Annotated in this window: 11 protein-coding genes; 6 read left to right on the forward strand and 5 right to left on the reverse strand. The window is 58.9% G+C overall.

Going from position 1 to position 15,337, the window contains the following annotated elements; genetic code table 11:
• The 4 genes from gatA to AUC61_RS06000 all read left to right on the forward strand — a co-directional run bounded on the left by gatA (position 1) and on the right by AUC61_RS06000 (position 4,534).
• Entirely contained in the window at positions 1 to 1,452 is a 1,452-nt protein-coding gene (gatA, locus tag AUC61_RS05985) for an Asp-tRNA(Asn)/Glu-tRNA(Gln) amidotransferase subunit GatA (RefSeq protein WP_243244955.1), read from the forward strand.
• Positions 1,453 to 1,464: 12 nt separating this feature from the next.
• Complete coding sequence (gene gatB, locus AUC61_RS05990) at positions 1,465 to 2,910, forward strand: Asp-tRNA(Asn)/Glu-tRNA(Gln) amidotransferase subunit GatB (RefSeq protein WP_243244956.1); 1,446 nt, start codon at positions 1,465 to 1,467, stop codon at positions 2,908 to 2,910.
• 149 nt (positions 2,911 to 3,059) lie between these two features.
• On the forward strand, positions 3,060 to 3,437 hold the full coding sequence (locus tag AUC61_RS05995; protein WP_243244959.1) for a septal ring lytic transglycosylase RlpA family protein: 378 nt from the start codon (positions 3,060 to 3,062) through the stop codon (positions 3,435 to 3,437).
• A gap of 29 nt (positions 3,438 to 3,466) precedes the next feature.
• Positions 3,467 to 4,534 (forward strand): calcium/sodium antiporter, encoded by a 1,068-nt coding sequence (locus AUC61_RS06000; protein ID WP_243245314.1) that lies wholly within the window; start codon positions 3,467 to 3,469, stop codon positions 4,532 to 4,534.
• Here AUC61_RS06000 and AUC61_RS06005 read toward each other — a convergent pair.
• The 5 genes from AUC61_RS06005 to ptsP form a co-directional block, all read right to left on the reverse strand.
• Positions 4,531 to 5,472, reverse strand: coding sequence for an AEC family transporter (locus tag AUC61_RS06005; RefSeq protein WP_243244962.1), 942 nt, complete (start codon positions 5,470 to 5,472; stop codon positions 4,531 to 4,533). The two genes, AUC61_RS06000 and AUC61_RS06005, sit on opposite strands and share 4 nt — an antisense overlap.
• A gap of 269 nt (positions 5,473 to 5,741) precedes the next feature.
• Entirely contained in the window at positions 5,742 to 7,304 is a 1,563-nt protein-coding gene (locus tag AUC61_RS06010) for an alkaline phosphatase D family protein (protein WP_243244964.1), read from the reverse strand.
• Between the two features lie 184 nt (positions 7,305 to 7,488).
• The gene (locus AUC61_RS06015) at positions 7,489 to 9,225 is read right to left on the reverse strand and encodes a PTS fructose-like transporter subunit IIB (RefSeq protein WP_243244966.1); all 1,737 of its coding nucleotides are present in this window, start codon (positions 9,223 to 9,225) and stop codon (positions 7,489 to 7,491) included.
• A 149-nt stretch (positions 9,226 to 9,374) separates the two neighbouring features.
• Positions 9,375 to 10,316 (reverse strand): 1-phosphofructokinase, encoded by a 942-nt coding sequence (gene pfkB, locus AUC61_RS06020; protein ID WP_243244967.1) that lies wholly within the window; start codon positions 10,314 to 10,316, stop codon positions 9,375 to 9,377.
• The gene (ptsP, locus tag AUC61_RS06025) at positions 10,316 to 13,177 is read right to left on the reverse strand and encodes a phosphoenolpyruvate--protein phosphotransferase (RefSeq protein ID WP_243244969.1); all 2,862 of its coding nucleotides are present in this window, start codon (positions 13,175 to 13,177) and stop codon (positions 10,316 to 10,318) included. The genes pfkB and ptsP overlap by 1 nt, the downstream gene beginning before the upstream one ends.
• Before the next feature lie 331 nt (positions 13,178 to 13,508).
• On the opposite strand from ptsP, the gene cra reads away from it, so the two are divergent.
• Both cra and AUC61_RS06035 read left to right on the forward strand, forming a co-directional pair.
• The gene (gene cra, locus AUC61_RS06030; protein WP_243244971.1) at positions 13,509 to 14,504 is read left to right on the forward strand and encodes a catabolite repressor/activator; all 996 of its coding nucleotides are present in this window, start codon (positions 13,509 to 13,511) and stop codon (positions 14,502 to 14,504) included.
• Positions 14,501 to 15,286 (forward strand): TatD family hydrolase, encoded by a 786-nt coding sequence (locus AUC61_RS06035; protein ID WP_243245315.1) that lies wholly within the window; start codon positions 14,501 to 14,503, stop codon positions 15,284 to 15,286. Before cra ends, AUC61_RS06035 begins: the two co-directional genes overlap by 4 nt.
• The last annotated feature ends 51 nt before the right edge of the window (positions 15,287 to 15,337 follow it).

A 15,337-nucleotide genomic window follows, 5' to 3' on the forward strand; every position in this document is an offset into this window, starting at 1 on the left:
ATGCATCAAATGACTCTGGCTGAGATCGCTCGCGGGCTCGCCGATAAAAAGTTTTCTTCCGAAGAATTGACCCGTGTCCTGCTGGCTCGCATTACCCAGCTCGATCCACAGCTCAACAGCTTCATTACCCTCACCGAAGACCTGGCGATCACCCAGGCGCAGGCCGCTGACGCTCGACGCGCGGCCGGTGAAAACAATCCGTTGCTGGGCGCACCCATTGCCCACAAGGATCTGTTTTGCACAAAAGGTATCCGCACCAGTTGCGCGTCGAAGATGCTTGATAACTTCAAGGCACCGTACGACGCCACTGTGGTCAGCAAACTGGCTGCTGCGGGCACTGTGACGCTGGGCAAGACCAACATGGACGAATTCGCCATGGGTTCTGCCAACGAGTCCAGCCACTATGGCGCAGTGAAAAACCCGTGGAATGTCGAGCACGTACCGGGCGGTTCTTCCGGCGGTTCGGCTGCGGCCGTTGCTGCACGCCTCCTGCCTGCTGCAACCGGCACCGACACCGGCGGCTCGATTCGCCAACCGGCTGCACTGACCAACCTGACCGGGCTGAAACCGACCTACGGGCGTGTTTCCCGTTGGGGCATGATCGCCTATGCGTCCAGCCTCGATCAGGCTGGCCCGATGGCCCGCACGGCTGAAGACTGCGCACTGCTGCTGCAAGGCATGGCCGGTTTCGATCCGCAGGATTCCACCAGCATCGACGAACCGGTGCCGGATTACAGCGCCAGCCTCAACGGCTCGCTGCAAGGCCTGCGCATCGGTATCCCGAAAGAATATTTCAGCGCCGGTCTCGATCCACGCATTGCCGATCTGGTCATGGCCAGCGTCGAAGAACTGAAAAAACTGGGTGCCGTGGTCAAGGAAATCAGCCTGCCAAACCTGCAACACGCTATCCCGGCTTATTACGTGATCGCTCCGGCAGAAGCATCGTCGAACCTGTCGCGCTTTGACGGCGTGCGTTTCGGCTATCGCTGCGACGACCCCAAGGACCTGACTGATCTGTACAAACGCTCCCGTGCCGAGGGCTTTGGCCCGGAAGTGCAGCGTCGGATCATGGTGGGCGCGTATGCTCTGTCAGCCGGTTATTACGACGCTTATTACCTGCAGGCACAGAAAATCCGTCGCCTGATCAAGAACGATTTCATGAATGCTTTCGCCGAAGTCGACGTGATCCTTGGCCCGACCACGCCTAACCCGGCCTGGAAAATCGGCGCCAAGACCAACGACCCGATCGCCGAATATCTGGAAGACTTCTACACCATCACCGCCAACCTCGCGGGTCTGCCGGGCTTGTCCATGCCAGCAGGCTTTGCTGACGGTTTGCCGGTAGGCGTGCAATTGCTCGCCCCGTATTTCCAGGAAGGCCGCTTGCTGAACGTCGCTCATCAGTATCAGCAAGTTACCGATTGGCATCTGCGCACGCCTAGCGGCTTCTAAGGAGAAAACACAATGCAATGGGAAGTCGTTATCGGGCTGGAGATTCACACCCAGCTTTCGACCCAATCGAAGATTTTCTCCGGCAGCGCCATCGCGTTTGGCTCCGAGCCCAACACACAGGCGAGCCTGGTTGACCTGGGCATGCCCGGAGTTTTGCCGGTTTTGAATAAAGAAGCCGTGCGTATGGCCGTCAAGTTCGGCCTGGCGGTAGACGCCGAGATCGGCCAGCACAACGTTTTCGCACGCAAGAACTACTTCTACCCGGACCTTCCAAAGGGTTATCAGATCAGTCAGATGGAGCTGCCTATTGTCGGCAAAGGCCACCTGGACATCACCCTTGAAGACGGCACCGTAAAACGCGTGGGCATCACTCGTGCTCACCTTGAAGAAGACGCAGGCAAAAGCCTGCACGAAGACTTCAGTGGCATGACCGGCATCGACCTGAACCGCGCTGGCACCCCCCTGCTGGAAATCGTTTCCGAGCCGGACATGCGTTCAGCCAAAGAAGCGGTGGCTTATGTCAAAGCCATGCACGCACTGGTTCGTTATCTCGGCATTTGCGACGGCAACATGGCGGAAGGCTCGCTGCGTTGCGACTGTAACGTTTCGATCCGTCCGAAAGGCCAGGTCGAGTTCGGCACCCGCTGCGAGATCAAGAACGTCAACTCGTTCCGCTTCATCGAGAAAGCGATCAACAGCGAAATTCAGCGTCAGATCGATTTGATCGAAGACGGCGGCAAGGTCATTCAACAGACCCGCCTGTACGATCCGAACAAAGACGAAACCCGCGCCATGCGCAGCAAAGAGGAAGCCAACGACTACCGTTACTTCCCCGACCCTGACCTGTTGCCGGTGGTGATCGAAGACTCGTTCATCGAAGAAACCCGCGCCACGCTGCCGGAACTGCCGCCGCAAAAACGCGAACGCTTCCAGAGCCAGTTTGGCCTGTCAGCCTACGACGCCAGCGTACTGGCATCCAGCCGCGAGCAAGCCGATTACTTCGAGCAAGTGGTCAGTATCAGTGGCGACGCCAAACTGGCTGCCAACTGGGTCATGGTCGAACTGGGCAGCCTGCTGAACAAGCAAGGCCTGGAAATCGAAGAATCGCCGGTCAGCGCCGAGCAACTGGGCGGCATGCTCAAGCGCATCACCGACAACACCATTTCCGGCAAAATCGCGAAAATGGTCTTTGAGGCCATGGCCAATGGCGAAGGCAGCGCCGATGAAATCATCGACAAACGCGGCCTGAAGCAAGTGACTGACAGCGGCGCCATCGAGTCGATGCTCGACGAGATGCTGGCAGCCAATGCCGAGCAGGTTGAACAGTACCGCGCGGCTGATGAAGCCAAACGCGGCAAGATGTTCGGCTTCTTCGTCGGTCAGGCGATGAAAGTTTCGAAAGGCAAAGCGAATCCGCAGCAGGTCAATGAACTGCTGAAGAAGAAACTGGAAGGTTGATTTAAAAAACTCTAACAGTCACAACGACCTGTAGGAGTGAGCTTGCTCGCGATTCGGTATGCCATCCAACGCATCTATCGAATGGCCTGACGCTATCGCGAGCAAGCTCACTCCTACAGACTGCGTCCAGGCATTCAAGGATCGCACCCATGCTGCGGCTTCTCGGCACCACAGCTCTATTTACCTTTCTGGTTGGCTGCGCCAGCCAGAATCAGACCATTGACGCTCGCGGCTACGATCAAACGGGCGATGCGTCCTACTACGGTGCCCGGCATCACGGCAAACGTACCGCCAGCGGCGAACCCTTTGACCAAAATGCGCTCACTGCGGCCCACCGCCAGCTCCCCTTTGGCACGCGAGTCAAAGTCACCAACCTGGATAACGACAAAAGCATCATTGTCCGGATCAATGATCGCGGCCCCCATACACGTGGCCGACTGATTGATTTATCACGCGCGGCTGCCGAACAGATCGGCATGGTGCGCAGCGGAACCGCGCCCGTGCGCGTACAAAGTCTGAGCGACTAAGGACGCCCCGAATTCTCGAACTATCATCCCTGCCCCTCCCCGACGTCATTCAGTGGGTATGCGGCCTGCTGTTGCTGCTGATCGGTGCTGAACTTTCCGTACGCGCCGCAGTGAGTCTCGCCACGACCCTTGGGGTTCGGCCGCTGTTCATCGGCCTGACGTTTGTCGCTTTGGGCAGCAGCGCGCCGCAAATGGCGGTAGGCCTGCAAGCGGCCTTCACCTCCAGCGCCGATATCGCCGTGGGCAGTGTGGTAGGCAGCAATATTTTCAATGTACTGGTTACACTCGGCCTGTGCGCCTTGATCATCCCGCTGCGGGTTACCCGGCAACTGGTTCGCCTGGAAATCCCGTTGATGATTACAGCCAGCGCACTGGTGCTGGCCCTTTCCTGGAACGGCGTATTAGGCGCGCTGGATGGCGCGATTCTGCTGCTGGGCTTGCTGGTTTACCTGCTGACCGTATTCCGTCAGTCCGGGCAACGCTTTGCCTATCGCCAATCCAGCGGCACGGAACACTCCCGTAAAACGGGCCAGGTCATGCTGCGCCTGGGCGCTTTGTTTGGCGGTATCGCGTGCGTGGTGCTGGGCAGTCATCTGCTGGTGGCCGCATCAGTGGTCATCGCACTGGATCTTGGCTTGTCCGAGCGGGTCATCGGCCTGACGGTGATTGCCGTCAGCACATCCCTTCCCGCCCTGACCACCTCGTTGATCGCGGCATTGCGCGGCGAGCGCGATATTGCCGTGGGCAACGTGATTGGCAGCAACCTCTTCAATTTGTTGGGCGTGCTGGGCATCACCGCCTTGATCGCGCCGGTGCCTCTGTCCGTCTCACCCAACGCACTGGATTTCGACCTCCCGGTGATGTTCGGGGTAGCGGCGCTGTGCTTGCCGTTGTTCTACTCGGGCTACCGGATCACACGTATCGAAGGGTTGATGCTGTTGGCCCTGTATCTGGCTTACGGGCTGCACATCGTGTCATTCACCACCGGCATGCCACTGGCCGACAAGCTTGAGCGGCTGATGGTCCAGTTCGTCCTACCGGTGTTCGCCGTAATGATCATGTTCAGCACCATCAGAGCATGGCGTCGCCAGCACTAGATCCAGCCACCCCATTGCAGAATGAAAATCCCGATATTGGTGGTCACTGCGGCCGCCAATGTCGTGATAACGATGATCGCAGCCGCCAGCACATGATTGCCATTGGCCGCACGGGCCATGACGTAACTGGACGCGGCGGTCGGGCTGGCGAAGTACAGAAATAGAATCCCCAATTCTGCTCCGCGGAAACCACACAGCCAGGCTGCCAGCGTAGACAGCACCGGCAAGGTGACCATCTTCATCATGCTCGCGCTGATTGCCAGCTTGCCGCTCTGATGCAGCGAACTCAGAGACAAAGTGCCGCCGATACAGATCAGGGCCAGCGGCAAGGTCATTTGCGCCAGGTAATTGCCCGACGTTTCGATCCAGTGCGGCAGTGGAATCTTGAAATAGGCGAAGGGTGTAGCCGCGATGATGCTGATGATCAACGGGTTGCCCAGCACACTTTTGAACAGGCTCCACGGATCAGACTTGATCACCGGGCTGTACACCGCGAGCACGATGGTCGAGAGCGCGTTGTAGAACAGGATGACCAGGGCCGCGAGAATCGCCCCCAGAGAAATCCCGTAATCGCCGTACATGCTGGCGGCCAGCGCCAGACCGATCACGCCGTTGTTACCACGAAAGGCGCCCTGAACAAAAACGCCACGGTCTACCAGTGGTACGCGCCAGATGGCCCAGCCCCACGCAAACGCGAACCCGGCCAGGGTAATGATGGTGAAAAAAATCAGTAGCGACGGTTGCAGCGCTTCACGAAGATCGGCATGGATGATGCCCAGAAACAGCAGCGCCGGCATTGTCACGTTAAACACCAGACTCGATGCTGTCATGATGAAACCGTCATCAATCCAGTTGATGCGCTTGAGCAGCACACCCAGGAACAACATGGCAAAAACCGGCGCAGTGATGGCCAGGGTCTGATAGAAAATGTCCAGCATTCGTCGAACCCTGTCCCGTCGTTAGGTAGCTAATGATAAGCCAGCATAGACGATAGCGTTACAGGGAATTTCTGGAGGGGCTCCGGACAAAACCCATACACGGTGATTGTGTGCCTGCCAAAAAGTCGATGTGCGACACAAATCCTGTGGGAGCCAGGCTTGCCGGCGATAAGGCTAGGCGCGATCTAAAGTGAATCGCATCCAGCCTTATCGCCGGCAAGCCTGGCTCCCACAGAAGATTTCATTACATATCCAGATGCTGTTTGGTTCTAGGCGTCCCGCGCGGGCACCAGCTTCTTCTCAAACACCGAGACCCCATCCAGATCCCGCAGTGTCACGGTCATCTCTGAGCTTTGCCCGTCGATGTTCACTTCACCAAAAAACTGGAAACCGGCAAACGGCGAGGTGTTTTGCGCAGGCGGTGCTTTCTGGAAGACCAGTTCAGGACCAAAGGTCTTGTCCAGCGGGTTGGGCCCGAAGCTCCCGGCATTCAACGGTCCGGCGACAAACTCCCAGAACGGGTCGAAGTCCTGAAACACGGCGCGATCAGGTTGATAGTGATGCGCGGCGCAGTAATGCACATCGGCGGTCAGCCATACGCAGTCGCGGATTTTTTGGGCGCGTAGATACGTCAACAGCTCGGCAACTTCGAGTTCACGACCGGCTGCCGGGCCATCTTTGCCATTGGCGATGGCTTCCCAGCGCGCCACACCCGGGCTGACTTCGCCATCAGGAACGCCCAGACCAATTGGCATGTCGGCAGCGATCACCTTCCATTGCGCGGTTGAATTCTTCAGCCCGCTTTTGAGCCAGTCCAGTTGCGTACGCCCCAGGAAAGCCGTGGTAGGGCCAGGTTTATCCGCCAGGTTGGAGTCGTTGCCATCGCGGTAGCTGCGCATGTCCAGCACGAACACATCGAGCATCGGCCCGTAACTCATTTTGCGGTAGATACGCCCGCCGTTATCCGCCTCCTGCAGACGCATCGGTGCGTATTCGAGAAAGGCCTGGCGGCCACGCGAGGCCAGTAACTGTATGTCCTTGACCTTGTAACGATCATCCAGCTGTTTGCTCGGCGACCAGTTGTTGGTCACTTCGTGATCGTCCCACTGCCAGATCTGCGGCACTTCGGCATTGAAGCGGCGCAAGTTGTCATCCATCAGGTTGTAGCGATATGCGCCGCGATACTCGTCCAGGGTTTCCGCAACTTTGCTCTTGGCCTCAGTGGTGATGTTGCGCCAGATACGCCCGCCTTCCGTGACGATTTGTGCCGGAACAGGGCCGTCGGCGTAAATCGTGTCGCCACTGTGAATAAAGAAATCCGGCAGACGCAAACGCATCGCCTCATAGATTCGCATGCCACCCACGTCCGGGTTGATGCCGAAGCCCTGACCCACCGTGTCGCCACTCCAGACAAATCTCAGGTTACGGCGTTGCTGCGGCACGCTACGCAGATGGCCGAACCAGGGCTCGCTGGTCACACCGGACTGGGCGTCTTCAAATTGCACACGGTAAAAAATCGCCTGATCGGCTGGCAATCCGCTCAACTCGACTCGCGCGGTGAAGTCTGTACGCTGATCTGCCAGGGCCGAAACCACACGACGCGGATTGGTGAACATGCTGCGCGTGTCCCACTCAACCACCATGCGCGCCGGCCGATCGCTTCGGCTCCAGACCATCGCCCGATCACCGAGTACATCACCGGACTGCACACCGTCAGTGATTTTCGGTCGATCCTGCACTGAAGCGATAACGGCCGGAGCCAGACCAGGCAAAAGCAGGCCTGCTCCAGCAGCCTGAATAATGCGACGTCGCGTAGGGTCGAACTGAGTCATGGAGGGTCCCCTTGTGGAAAGTAAAGGGGAACGCTAGCAGTGCAAGATGGGGAAAATATGACAGTGGGGCCAACAGTGAACCGGTAGGAGCCAACTTGTTGGCGAGAGGCTGTGAGCCTGTCCAATCGCCTCGCGAACAAGTTCGCTCCTATCGGGACATCGCATTATCAGGGCAAAGTGTAAATCACGCCTGCGCTGGCGCAACCTCCATCTCAACCACTTCCGGACGTTTAAGCACTGCGTATACAACCCCCGTCACCACACTGCCCGCAACAATCGCGAACAGATACAACAGCGCATGATTCATTGCGTTAGGGATCAACATCACGAACAAGCCACCGTGGGGCGCCATCAGCTTGCAGCCAAAGTACATGGACAAAGCACCGGTCAGCGCACCACCGGCAATGCTGGCCGGGATGACCCGCAACGGATCTTTTGCTGCAAACGGAATAGCACCCTCGGAGATAAAGCACAGCCCCAACACAAACGCGGCCTTGCCCGCCTCCCGCTCACTCTGGGCAAACTTGCGCCGGGCGATGAAGCTGGCGATGCCCATACCAATCGGTGGCACCATCCCGGCGGCCATGGCTGCGGCCATCGGCGCATAGCTCTGGGATGCCAGCAATCCGACAGAAAACGCATAGGACGCTTTGTTGATCGGCCCACCCAGATCGACACACATCATCGCACCGAGCACTACACCCAACAGAATGGCGTTAGTGGTGCCCATGCTGTTGAGGAACAGTGTGAGGCTTTCCAGCAACCCAGCGACGGGTTTGCCCACCGCGTAAATCATCAGCAACCCGGTGATCAGGCTAGCCAACAGAGGAATGATCAAAATCGGCTTGAGCGCCTCTACGCTAGCAGGCAAACGAACATAACGATTGATTGCCCAGGCACTGTAGCCCGCAATGAAACCCGCTGCGATCCCGCCGATGAAGCCTGCTCCGAGCGTGCTCGCTAACAGACCACCAATCATGCCCGGGGCCAGCCCCGGACGGTCAGCGATGGAATAGGCGATATAGCCAGCCAGCAAGGGGACCATCAACGTAAAGGCCGCATCGCCCACCTGTTTCAGCACCGCAGCCAGCGTTCCGGGTTCCTTGAACGCCTCAATACCGAACACAAATGACAATGCGATCAACAGGCCGCCCGCCACCACCATCGGCAGCATGTACGACACGCCGGTCAGCAAATGTTTGTAAACGCCGGTCTTTTCCTGCCTGGCGGGTGCCTTCGACGTGCTGCCGGAAGACTCCACCTCGGCCTCGGCCAAGGCTTTTTTCAGTGTCGCATCGGACTGCTTGAGCGCGATCCCGGTGCCGCAGCGGTAAATACGCTTGCCCGCAAATCGCTCGGTGGCCACTTCGATGTCGGCCGCCAGCAATACCACATCAGCGTCGGCAATCGCCTTGGCGCTCAGCGGATTGCGCGCGCCCACCGAGCCTTGAGTTTCAACCTGAAGCTCATAGCCCAGACGCTTCGCGGCTTGCTGGATGGCCTCGGCAGCCATGAACGTATGCGCTACGCCCGTTGGGCAGGCGGTGACCGCGACAATACGCGGCACGCTGCCAGAAACCGCCGCGGGCGACGCTGTCGTGGCAGGCGCTGCGTAGACTTGGGCCTGTTCGGCAGCCCGGTGCAGAAAACCGTCCACGTCTTGCAGCGCGTGGGCCGGAGAGTCCTGAAACAGACGCTTGCCGACGAAGCGGGAAAGATCCACTTCACCAGTGTTGACCACCAGAATCCAGTCCGCGTCGGCGACTTCCTGGGCGGACAGAAGCTGCGTCGGATTGCGTGGATCAAAGACCTCGACACAGGTGCTCCAGCCCATACGCTGGGCGGCAGCATCCAGCAGCCTCGCACTGAGAACGCTGCTGACCTTGCCATTTGGGCAGGCTGTCACAATGGCTAATTTCATTACCTGGCCTCTCTTATTAAACAGCGCATAACCAAGTTGATTGGAATGCATTCTGTAGGAGCTGCCGAAGGCTGCGAAAGCGGCGTGTCTGACACACCTGATCGCAGCGTCCGGCAGCTCCTGCATCGACCATGCAGTGGCCGGTTCCTTTATCTTTCCGACAAAGTGCGAACGTTCACGCCGCCTTCAAGCTTTTTGAGCGTTGCGTTGTCGGTGATACCAAACCCGATCTGAGTCACCGCCATGGCCGCAATGGCCGTCGCAGTACGCAACGTCTGTTGTGCTGAATGGCCACTGAGCAAACCGTGCACCATGCCCGCGAGCAACGAATCTCCGGCGCCCACCGTGCTTGCCACGGTCACTTTCGGCGGCAATGACTGCAATGCGCTATCCGCGCAGAACCAGTGCACACCCTCGGAGCCCTGCGAAATCACCACATGCTCAATCCCACGGGCATGCAGGCTTGCTGCAGCTTCGGCCTGAGCAGCGATCGAAATGATCGGCGCATCGAGTGCGTCAGCCAGCTCTTCGGTATTGGGTTTGATCAGCCACGGCCCAGCCGCAAGACCGGCACGCAAAGCCAGACCACTGGTGTCCAGCACGACTTTTAGGCCCAGATCTTTCAGGCGCACCAGCAGCTTGTGCAGCCATTCCGGGCTGACACCGCGCGGCAAGCTGCCCGCAACCACGACCGCATCAAACTGCGTTGCGATCTGCTCGACACGGGCAAACAAAGCCTGCTGCGCATCTTCGCTCACCATCGGGCCGGGGCCATTCAGGTCGGTGATACGTCCGCTCTGCTCCGCCAGCTTGATGTTGCTGCGAGTCTCGCCCGGCACGCGAACAAACTCGTCAACAAAGCCTCGACGCGTGAAAAGAGCTTCAAAAGGCTGCTGATTATCGACACCCAGAAAACCGGCGACGGTAAGCTCATGCCCCAGATCCGCGAGCACCTGAGCGACGTTCAGACCTTTGCCCGCCGCGTGGCTGAGCATGGCTTCACTGCGATTGACCTGGCCCAGTTGCAACGGCCCCAACTGTACAGTCAGGTCCATCGCCGGGTTCATGGTCAGGGTCAGAATCTTGGCCATTACAGAGCCTCCACAAGGGCACGCACTTCGGCGGCACTGCCTACCGTCAGCGCGTTTTGCGCCAGTTGCTTTGCCGTACTCAAATTCAGTTCGCGCACACAGGCTTTGACCTCACCGATGCTGCGCGCCGAAACGCTCAGTTCGTCGACGCCCAGGCCCACCAGTACAGGGACCGCCAGCGGATCTGCCGCCAGCTCACCGCAGATGCCGACCCACTTGCCATTGGCATGGGCCGCGCGCACGGTCATATCAATCAGTTGCAACACCGCCGGATGCAGACCGTCAGCCTGAGCCGACAACGTCGGGTGGCCACGGTCGATGGCCAGCGTGTATTGAGTCAGGTCGTTGGTACCGACGCTGAAGAAGTCCACTTCTTTTGCCAGGACTGGCGCAAGCAAAGCGGCCGAGGGGACTTCGATCATGATGCCGATCTGCAAGTCTGCGACCGGAATCTCTTCACGCAGACGCAGGGTCATGTCCCGCGCCTGACGCCACTCTTCAACAGTGCCAACCATCGGGAACATGATGCGCAGCGGACGATTGTCAGCGGCGCGCAGCAGGGCACGCAACTGGCTCTCCATGACCTGCGGACGTTGCAGGGTCAGACGGATGCCGCGTACGCCGAGAAACGGGTTTTCTTCTTTATCGATTGGCCAGTAAGGCAGCGGTTTATCGCCGCCTACGTCCAGCGTACGAACCACCAACGGACGCCCTTGCAGGTCGTCCAGCACGCGGCGGTATTCGGCTTCCTGAGTCGCTTCATCCGGCGCCTGGGAATGCGCCATGAACAACAATTCGGTGCGCAACAGGCCGACGCCTTCCGCACCTTGCTCTACGGCCGCAGGCGTACCGGCGCTGTCGCCGATATTGGCGAAGACTTCAACGGCATGGCCGTCCAGGGTGATTGCAGGCTCCATACGTTTTGCTGCAGCGGCTTGCAGACGCTGCTCGCGGTTGTCACGATCCTGAGCAGCGCGCTGCAAGGTCTCGGTGTCTGGCGCGACAGTCAAACGGCCCTTCTGGCCATCGAGCAGCAACAGCGTGCCAGGCTTGAGCAACAGCACGCCGTCACCCGCGCCCACCAACGCCGGAATACCCAATGCACGGGCAACAATTGCGCTGTGTGCAGTAGCGCCACCGCGAGCAGTGAGAATGCCTGCGACTTGCACCGGGTCCAGCCGGGCGACATCGGACGGGCCGACCTCATCCATCACCAGAATGTAGGGCTCGTCCGGGGCAACCAGGGTTTCAATGCCACAAATCTGCGCCAGCACTCGACGACCGACATCACGCAAATCAGCGGCGCGTTCTGCCAGCAGTGCGTCCTGCAGTTGTTCCTGCTGACGCGCGGCGCTGTCGATCACGTTGTTCCAGGCGGCAGCAGCGCTTTCGCCCTGCCTCAGACGCAAGATGACTTCGTTAACCAGTTCAGGATCGTCGAGCATTTCGACGTGAGTGATAAAAATTTCGCGGATCGCTTTGGCTTTGCTGCGTTGAATGAGGCCCTGAATGTCCTGACGGACTTCAGCAAGTGCCTTCTCCAGACGCTCGCGTTCAATGGCAGCCGATTCGCCCTGCATCGGGTAATCGAAGGCTTGCAGCACCTGAATGTGCGCGGGGCCAATGGCGATGCCAGGAGATGCCGGAACTGCAGCGATCTGGCTGCCATCTGCGGGAGCCAGGGTTTCCTTAGGGACGATCGCGGCTACCGGCGTCGGCGATGTGGCGGTCGGCAGCGGCTCAACGTCTTCACCAAGGCCTTGCTCGACAGCGGCCAGCAAGGCGGGCAACGCATCAGCTGCAACACTGGGCTCGGCGATGAACTCCAGCACCTGGCCACGGCGTGCGCCCAGACTCAACAGCTTGCTTAAACTCTTGGCGGAAACAGCGCTTTCGCCAGTATCCAGGACGCGAACGCGGATATCGCCTTCAAACTCCTTGGCCAACTGCGCAAGGATCTTCGCCGGGCGAGCGTGCAGACCATGGGCATTGGCCAGGGTCACGTGTTGGGTCGGCCACTCGGCAGGCACTTCACCGCCCAGCGCTTCAAGCACCGCGCGGTTGCTGGTGGCGTGCCCCAGTTCGTGACCCCGCCCCTCAATCAACAGGGAGCACAAACGCTCAAGCAACGCCTGATGCGCTTCCCCCAGACTGGCGAGACAGAACAACCCGGTGAGCGGCTGCCCCAGGTAACGGATCGGTTTATCAGGCGTGACAAACGCCAGGCCTGGACGTTTGACAGTTTGTTCGCTGTGCAACCACCACAAGCCATCGCCCAACGACAGGGCTTCCACTTGCTGGAGCACCGCAGCGAAACCGTTATTGACGCAGTCGGCCTTGCGCAGCAAACGCGCGCCCCGCCAGACCAGTTCTTCAAAATCGTCGGCAGAAACACCCAGGCTGATCATCTGGCTATCAAGGGCCAGCTCTTGCGGCGCGCCTTGCAGCAGTTTGAGCAGCGCTTCAGGGCTATCAGCCTGGCGCAGCGCTTCACCCAGATCGGTTTCGCCCAAAGCGCGGGTCAAGAGTTGCAGAAGGCGCAAATGCTCGTCGGATTTGGCAGCAATACCAATGGCCAGATACACCATGTGGCCATCACCCCAATCCACCCCGTCGGGAAACTGAATCAGGCGTACGCCCGTGGCGAACACCTGGTCACGTGTTTCCGGTGTGCCGTGAGGGATTGCAATGCCCTGCCCAAGAAAAGTCGAACCTTGTTTTTCACGGTTCTGCAGACCCGTCAGATAGCCGTCGGCAACCAGACCATCGGTCACCAGCAAGTCGGCAAGCAGTTGCAAAGCGGCGGACTTATCCACAGCCGTCTGGGCCATGGATATTTGCTCAACAGTGAGCTCGAGCATGCCTGTCTCCTGTACAGCGCGGGCACGCGCCTGATTCTTGTTTTAAGAACGATCATGGACTGATCGACAGCTTAGGTGATGAAACAGATAAACGATCAAAGGTATGCCTATGACAACAGCAACGAAAATAGTTGCTGAAACGTTTAATCTAATTGCTCGGCACGTTACTCGATTATCTCCACCGGTTGAAGAGCACTCGGTCCAATGTTGCCCGGCAAACGCAAATAAACCTGAGAACATTGGGGTGGACCATGGTCTGCTGTGCAGATCAGCCACTTTCGGTGAAAATCGCTTCTCTCTGATGAGGCATCAATAACAAAAGGAATCACGAGTGAAGCTCAGTGATATTGCACGTCTGGCGGGAGTGTCCGTCACCACGGCCAGTTACGTGATCAACGGAAAGGCCGAACAACAGCGCATCAGTAACGCCACCGTCGAGCGCGTTCAGGCTGTGGTCGAAGAGCACGGGTTCCGCCCCAATCCGCAGGCGGCGGGTTTGCGTAGCCGCCATACCCGGACGCTGGGGTTCATTCTGCCCGACCTGGAAAACCCCAGTTATGCGCGGATCGCCAAACTTCTTGAGCAAGGCGCCCGGGCTCATGGCTATCAGTTGCTAATCGCCAGCTCCGATGATGACCCCATCAGCGAACTGCAACTGCTGCAACTGTTTCGGGCCCGGCGCTGCGACGCATTGTTCGTTGCCAGTTGCCTGCCCGCCAGCGATGACAGCTATCGGGAATTGCAAAGCAAAGGTTTGCCGGTCATTGCCATCGACCGGGAAATGGACGCCGAACACTTCTGCTCGGTGGTCAGCGACGACCATGACGCCAGCCTGCAATTAACCCGTAGCCTGCTACAAACGCGGCCAAGGCACATCGCCCTGATCGGTGCCCGTCCGGAGCTGAGCATCAGCCGCGCACGTGCGAGCGGCTTTGAAGATGCGCTGCTTGGTTTTGAAGGCTCAGTGATTGTCGAGCATGGCGAAGCATTCAGCAGGCAATGTGGTCAGCAATTGATGCAGGATATTTTTGACCGCCTCGGTTATTTCCCGGATGCCCTGGTGACCACCTCCTACGTGCTATTGCAGGGTGTTTTCGATGTACTGCAACGCCGCGCAGTCAATCCCGACCAGTTTCATCTGGGGACCTTCGGTGACACGCAATTGCTGGATTTCCTGCCGTTGCCCGTCAACGCGATGGCACAGCAACACCAACTGATCGCCACCGCAGCGCTGGATCTGGCATTGGCCGCCATCGAGAAAAACCAATACGAGCCTGGCGTCCACGCCATTGTGCGGACCTTCAAACAACGCATTCACGAGGCCTGAATGTGAAGCTCATCGACACCCACACTCACCTGGACTTCGACGATTTCGCTGCTGATCGCGCAGCAGTTCTCGCCAACTGCCGCGCGCTGGGCGTCGAACGCATGGTGGTGCTGGGCGTGTATGAGCGTAACTGGCAGCGCGTGTGGGACCTCACCCTGGACAACCCGGCCCTGCACGCTGCGTTTGGCCTGCATCCGGTGTACATCGATGAACACCAGCCGCAACACCTTGATCACTTGGCTGACTGGCTGACCCGCCTGCAAGGCCATCCACAGCTATGTGCAGTCGGGGAAATTGGCCTGGATTACTATGTTGAAACGCTGGATCGTCAGCGTCAGCAGCAGGTTTTCGACGCCCAGCTACAGTTGGCTGCGGACTTCAATCTGCCCGCGCTGCTGCATGTTCGCCGCAGCCATGCCGATGTGATTGCCACCCTCAAACGTTTCAAACTCAAACGCAGCGGGATCATTCATGCGTTTGCGGGCAGCCGTGAAGAGGCGCGTGAATACATCAAGCTGGGCTTCAAACTGGGCCTGGGCGGCGCAGCGACATGGCCCCAGGCGCTGCGCATGCACCGGGTGATTGCCGAGCTGCCGCTGAACAGCATCGTGCTGGAAACCGACTCCCCGGACATGGCACCGGCCATGTACCCCGGCCAACGCAACAGCCCGGAGCATTTGCCGGATATCTGCGCGGCGCTGGCGGGCTTGATGGGCATTACGCCTGAGCAGTTGGCGGAGGCGAGTACCCGCAATGCGTGTGAGTTGTTTGGGTGGTATTGACCTGACCCCGCCCTATAGCGCAGCAAACATAGGTACTGTAGGAGCTGCCGA

The organism is Pseudomonas maioricensis (assembly GCF_022790535.1).
Lineage (GTDB): Bacteria > Pseudomonadota > Gammaproteobacteria > Pseudomonadales > Pseudomonadaceae > Aquipseudomonas > Aquipseudomonas maioricensis.

What these genes read in the sequence shown, in the direction of transcription:
- gatA (WP_243244955.1), top strand. Translation starts at nt 1, where the DNA reads ATGCATCAAATGACTCTGGCTGAGATCGCTCGCGGGCTCGCCGATAAA.
- gatB (WP_243244956.1), top strand. Translation starts at nt 1,465, where the DNA reads ATGCAATGGGAAGTCGTTATCGGGCTGGAGATTCACACCCAGCTTTCG.
- AUC61_RS05995 (WP_243244959.1), top strand. Translation starts at nt 3,060, where the DNA reads ATGCTGCGGCTTCTCGGCACCACAGCTCTATTTACCTTTCTGGTTGGC.
- AUC61_RS06005 (WP_243244962.1), bottom strand. Translation starts at nt 5,472, where the DNA reads ATGCTGGACATTTTCTATCAGACCCTGGCCATCACTGCGCCGGTTTTT.
- AUC61_RS06010 (WP_243244964.1), bottom strand. Translation starts at nt 7,304, where the DNA reads ATGACTCAGTTCGACCCTACGCGACGTCGCATTATTCAGGCTGCTGGA.
- AUC61_RS06015 (WP_243244966.1), bottom strand. Translation starts at nt 9,225, where the DNA reads ATGAAATTAGCCATTGTGACAGCCTGCCCAAATGGCAAGGTCAGCAGC.
- pfkB (WP_243244967.1), bottom strand. Translation starts at nt 10,316, where the DNA reads ATGGCCAAGATTCTGACCCTGACCATGAACCCGGCGATGGACCTGACT.
- ptsP (WP_243244969.1), bottom strand. Translation starts at nt 13,177, where the DNA reads ATGCTCGAGCTCACTGTTGAGCAAATATCCATGGCCCAGACGGCTGTG.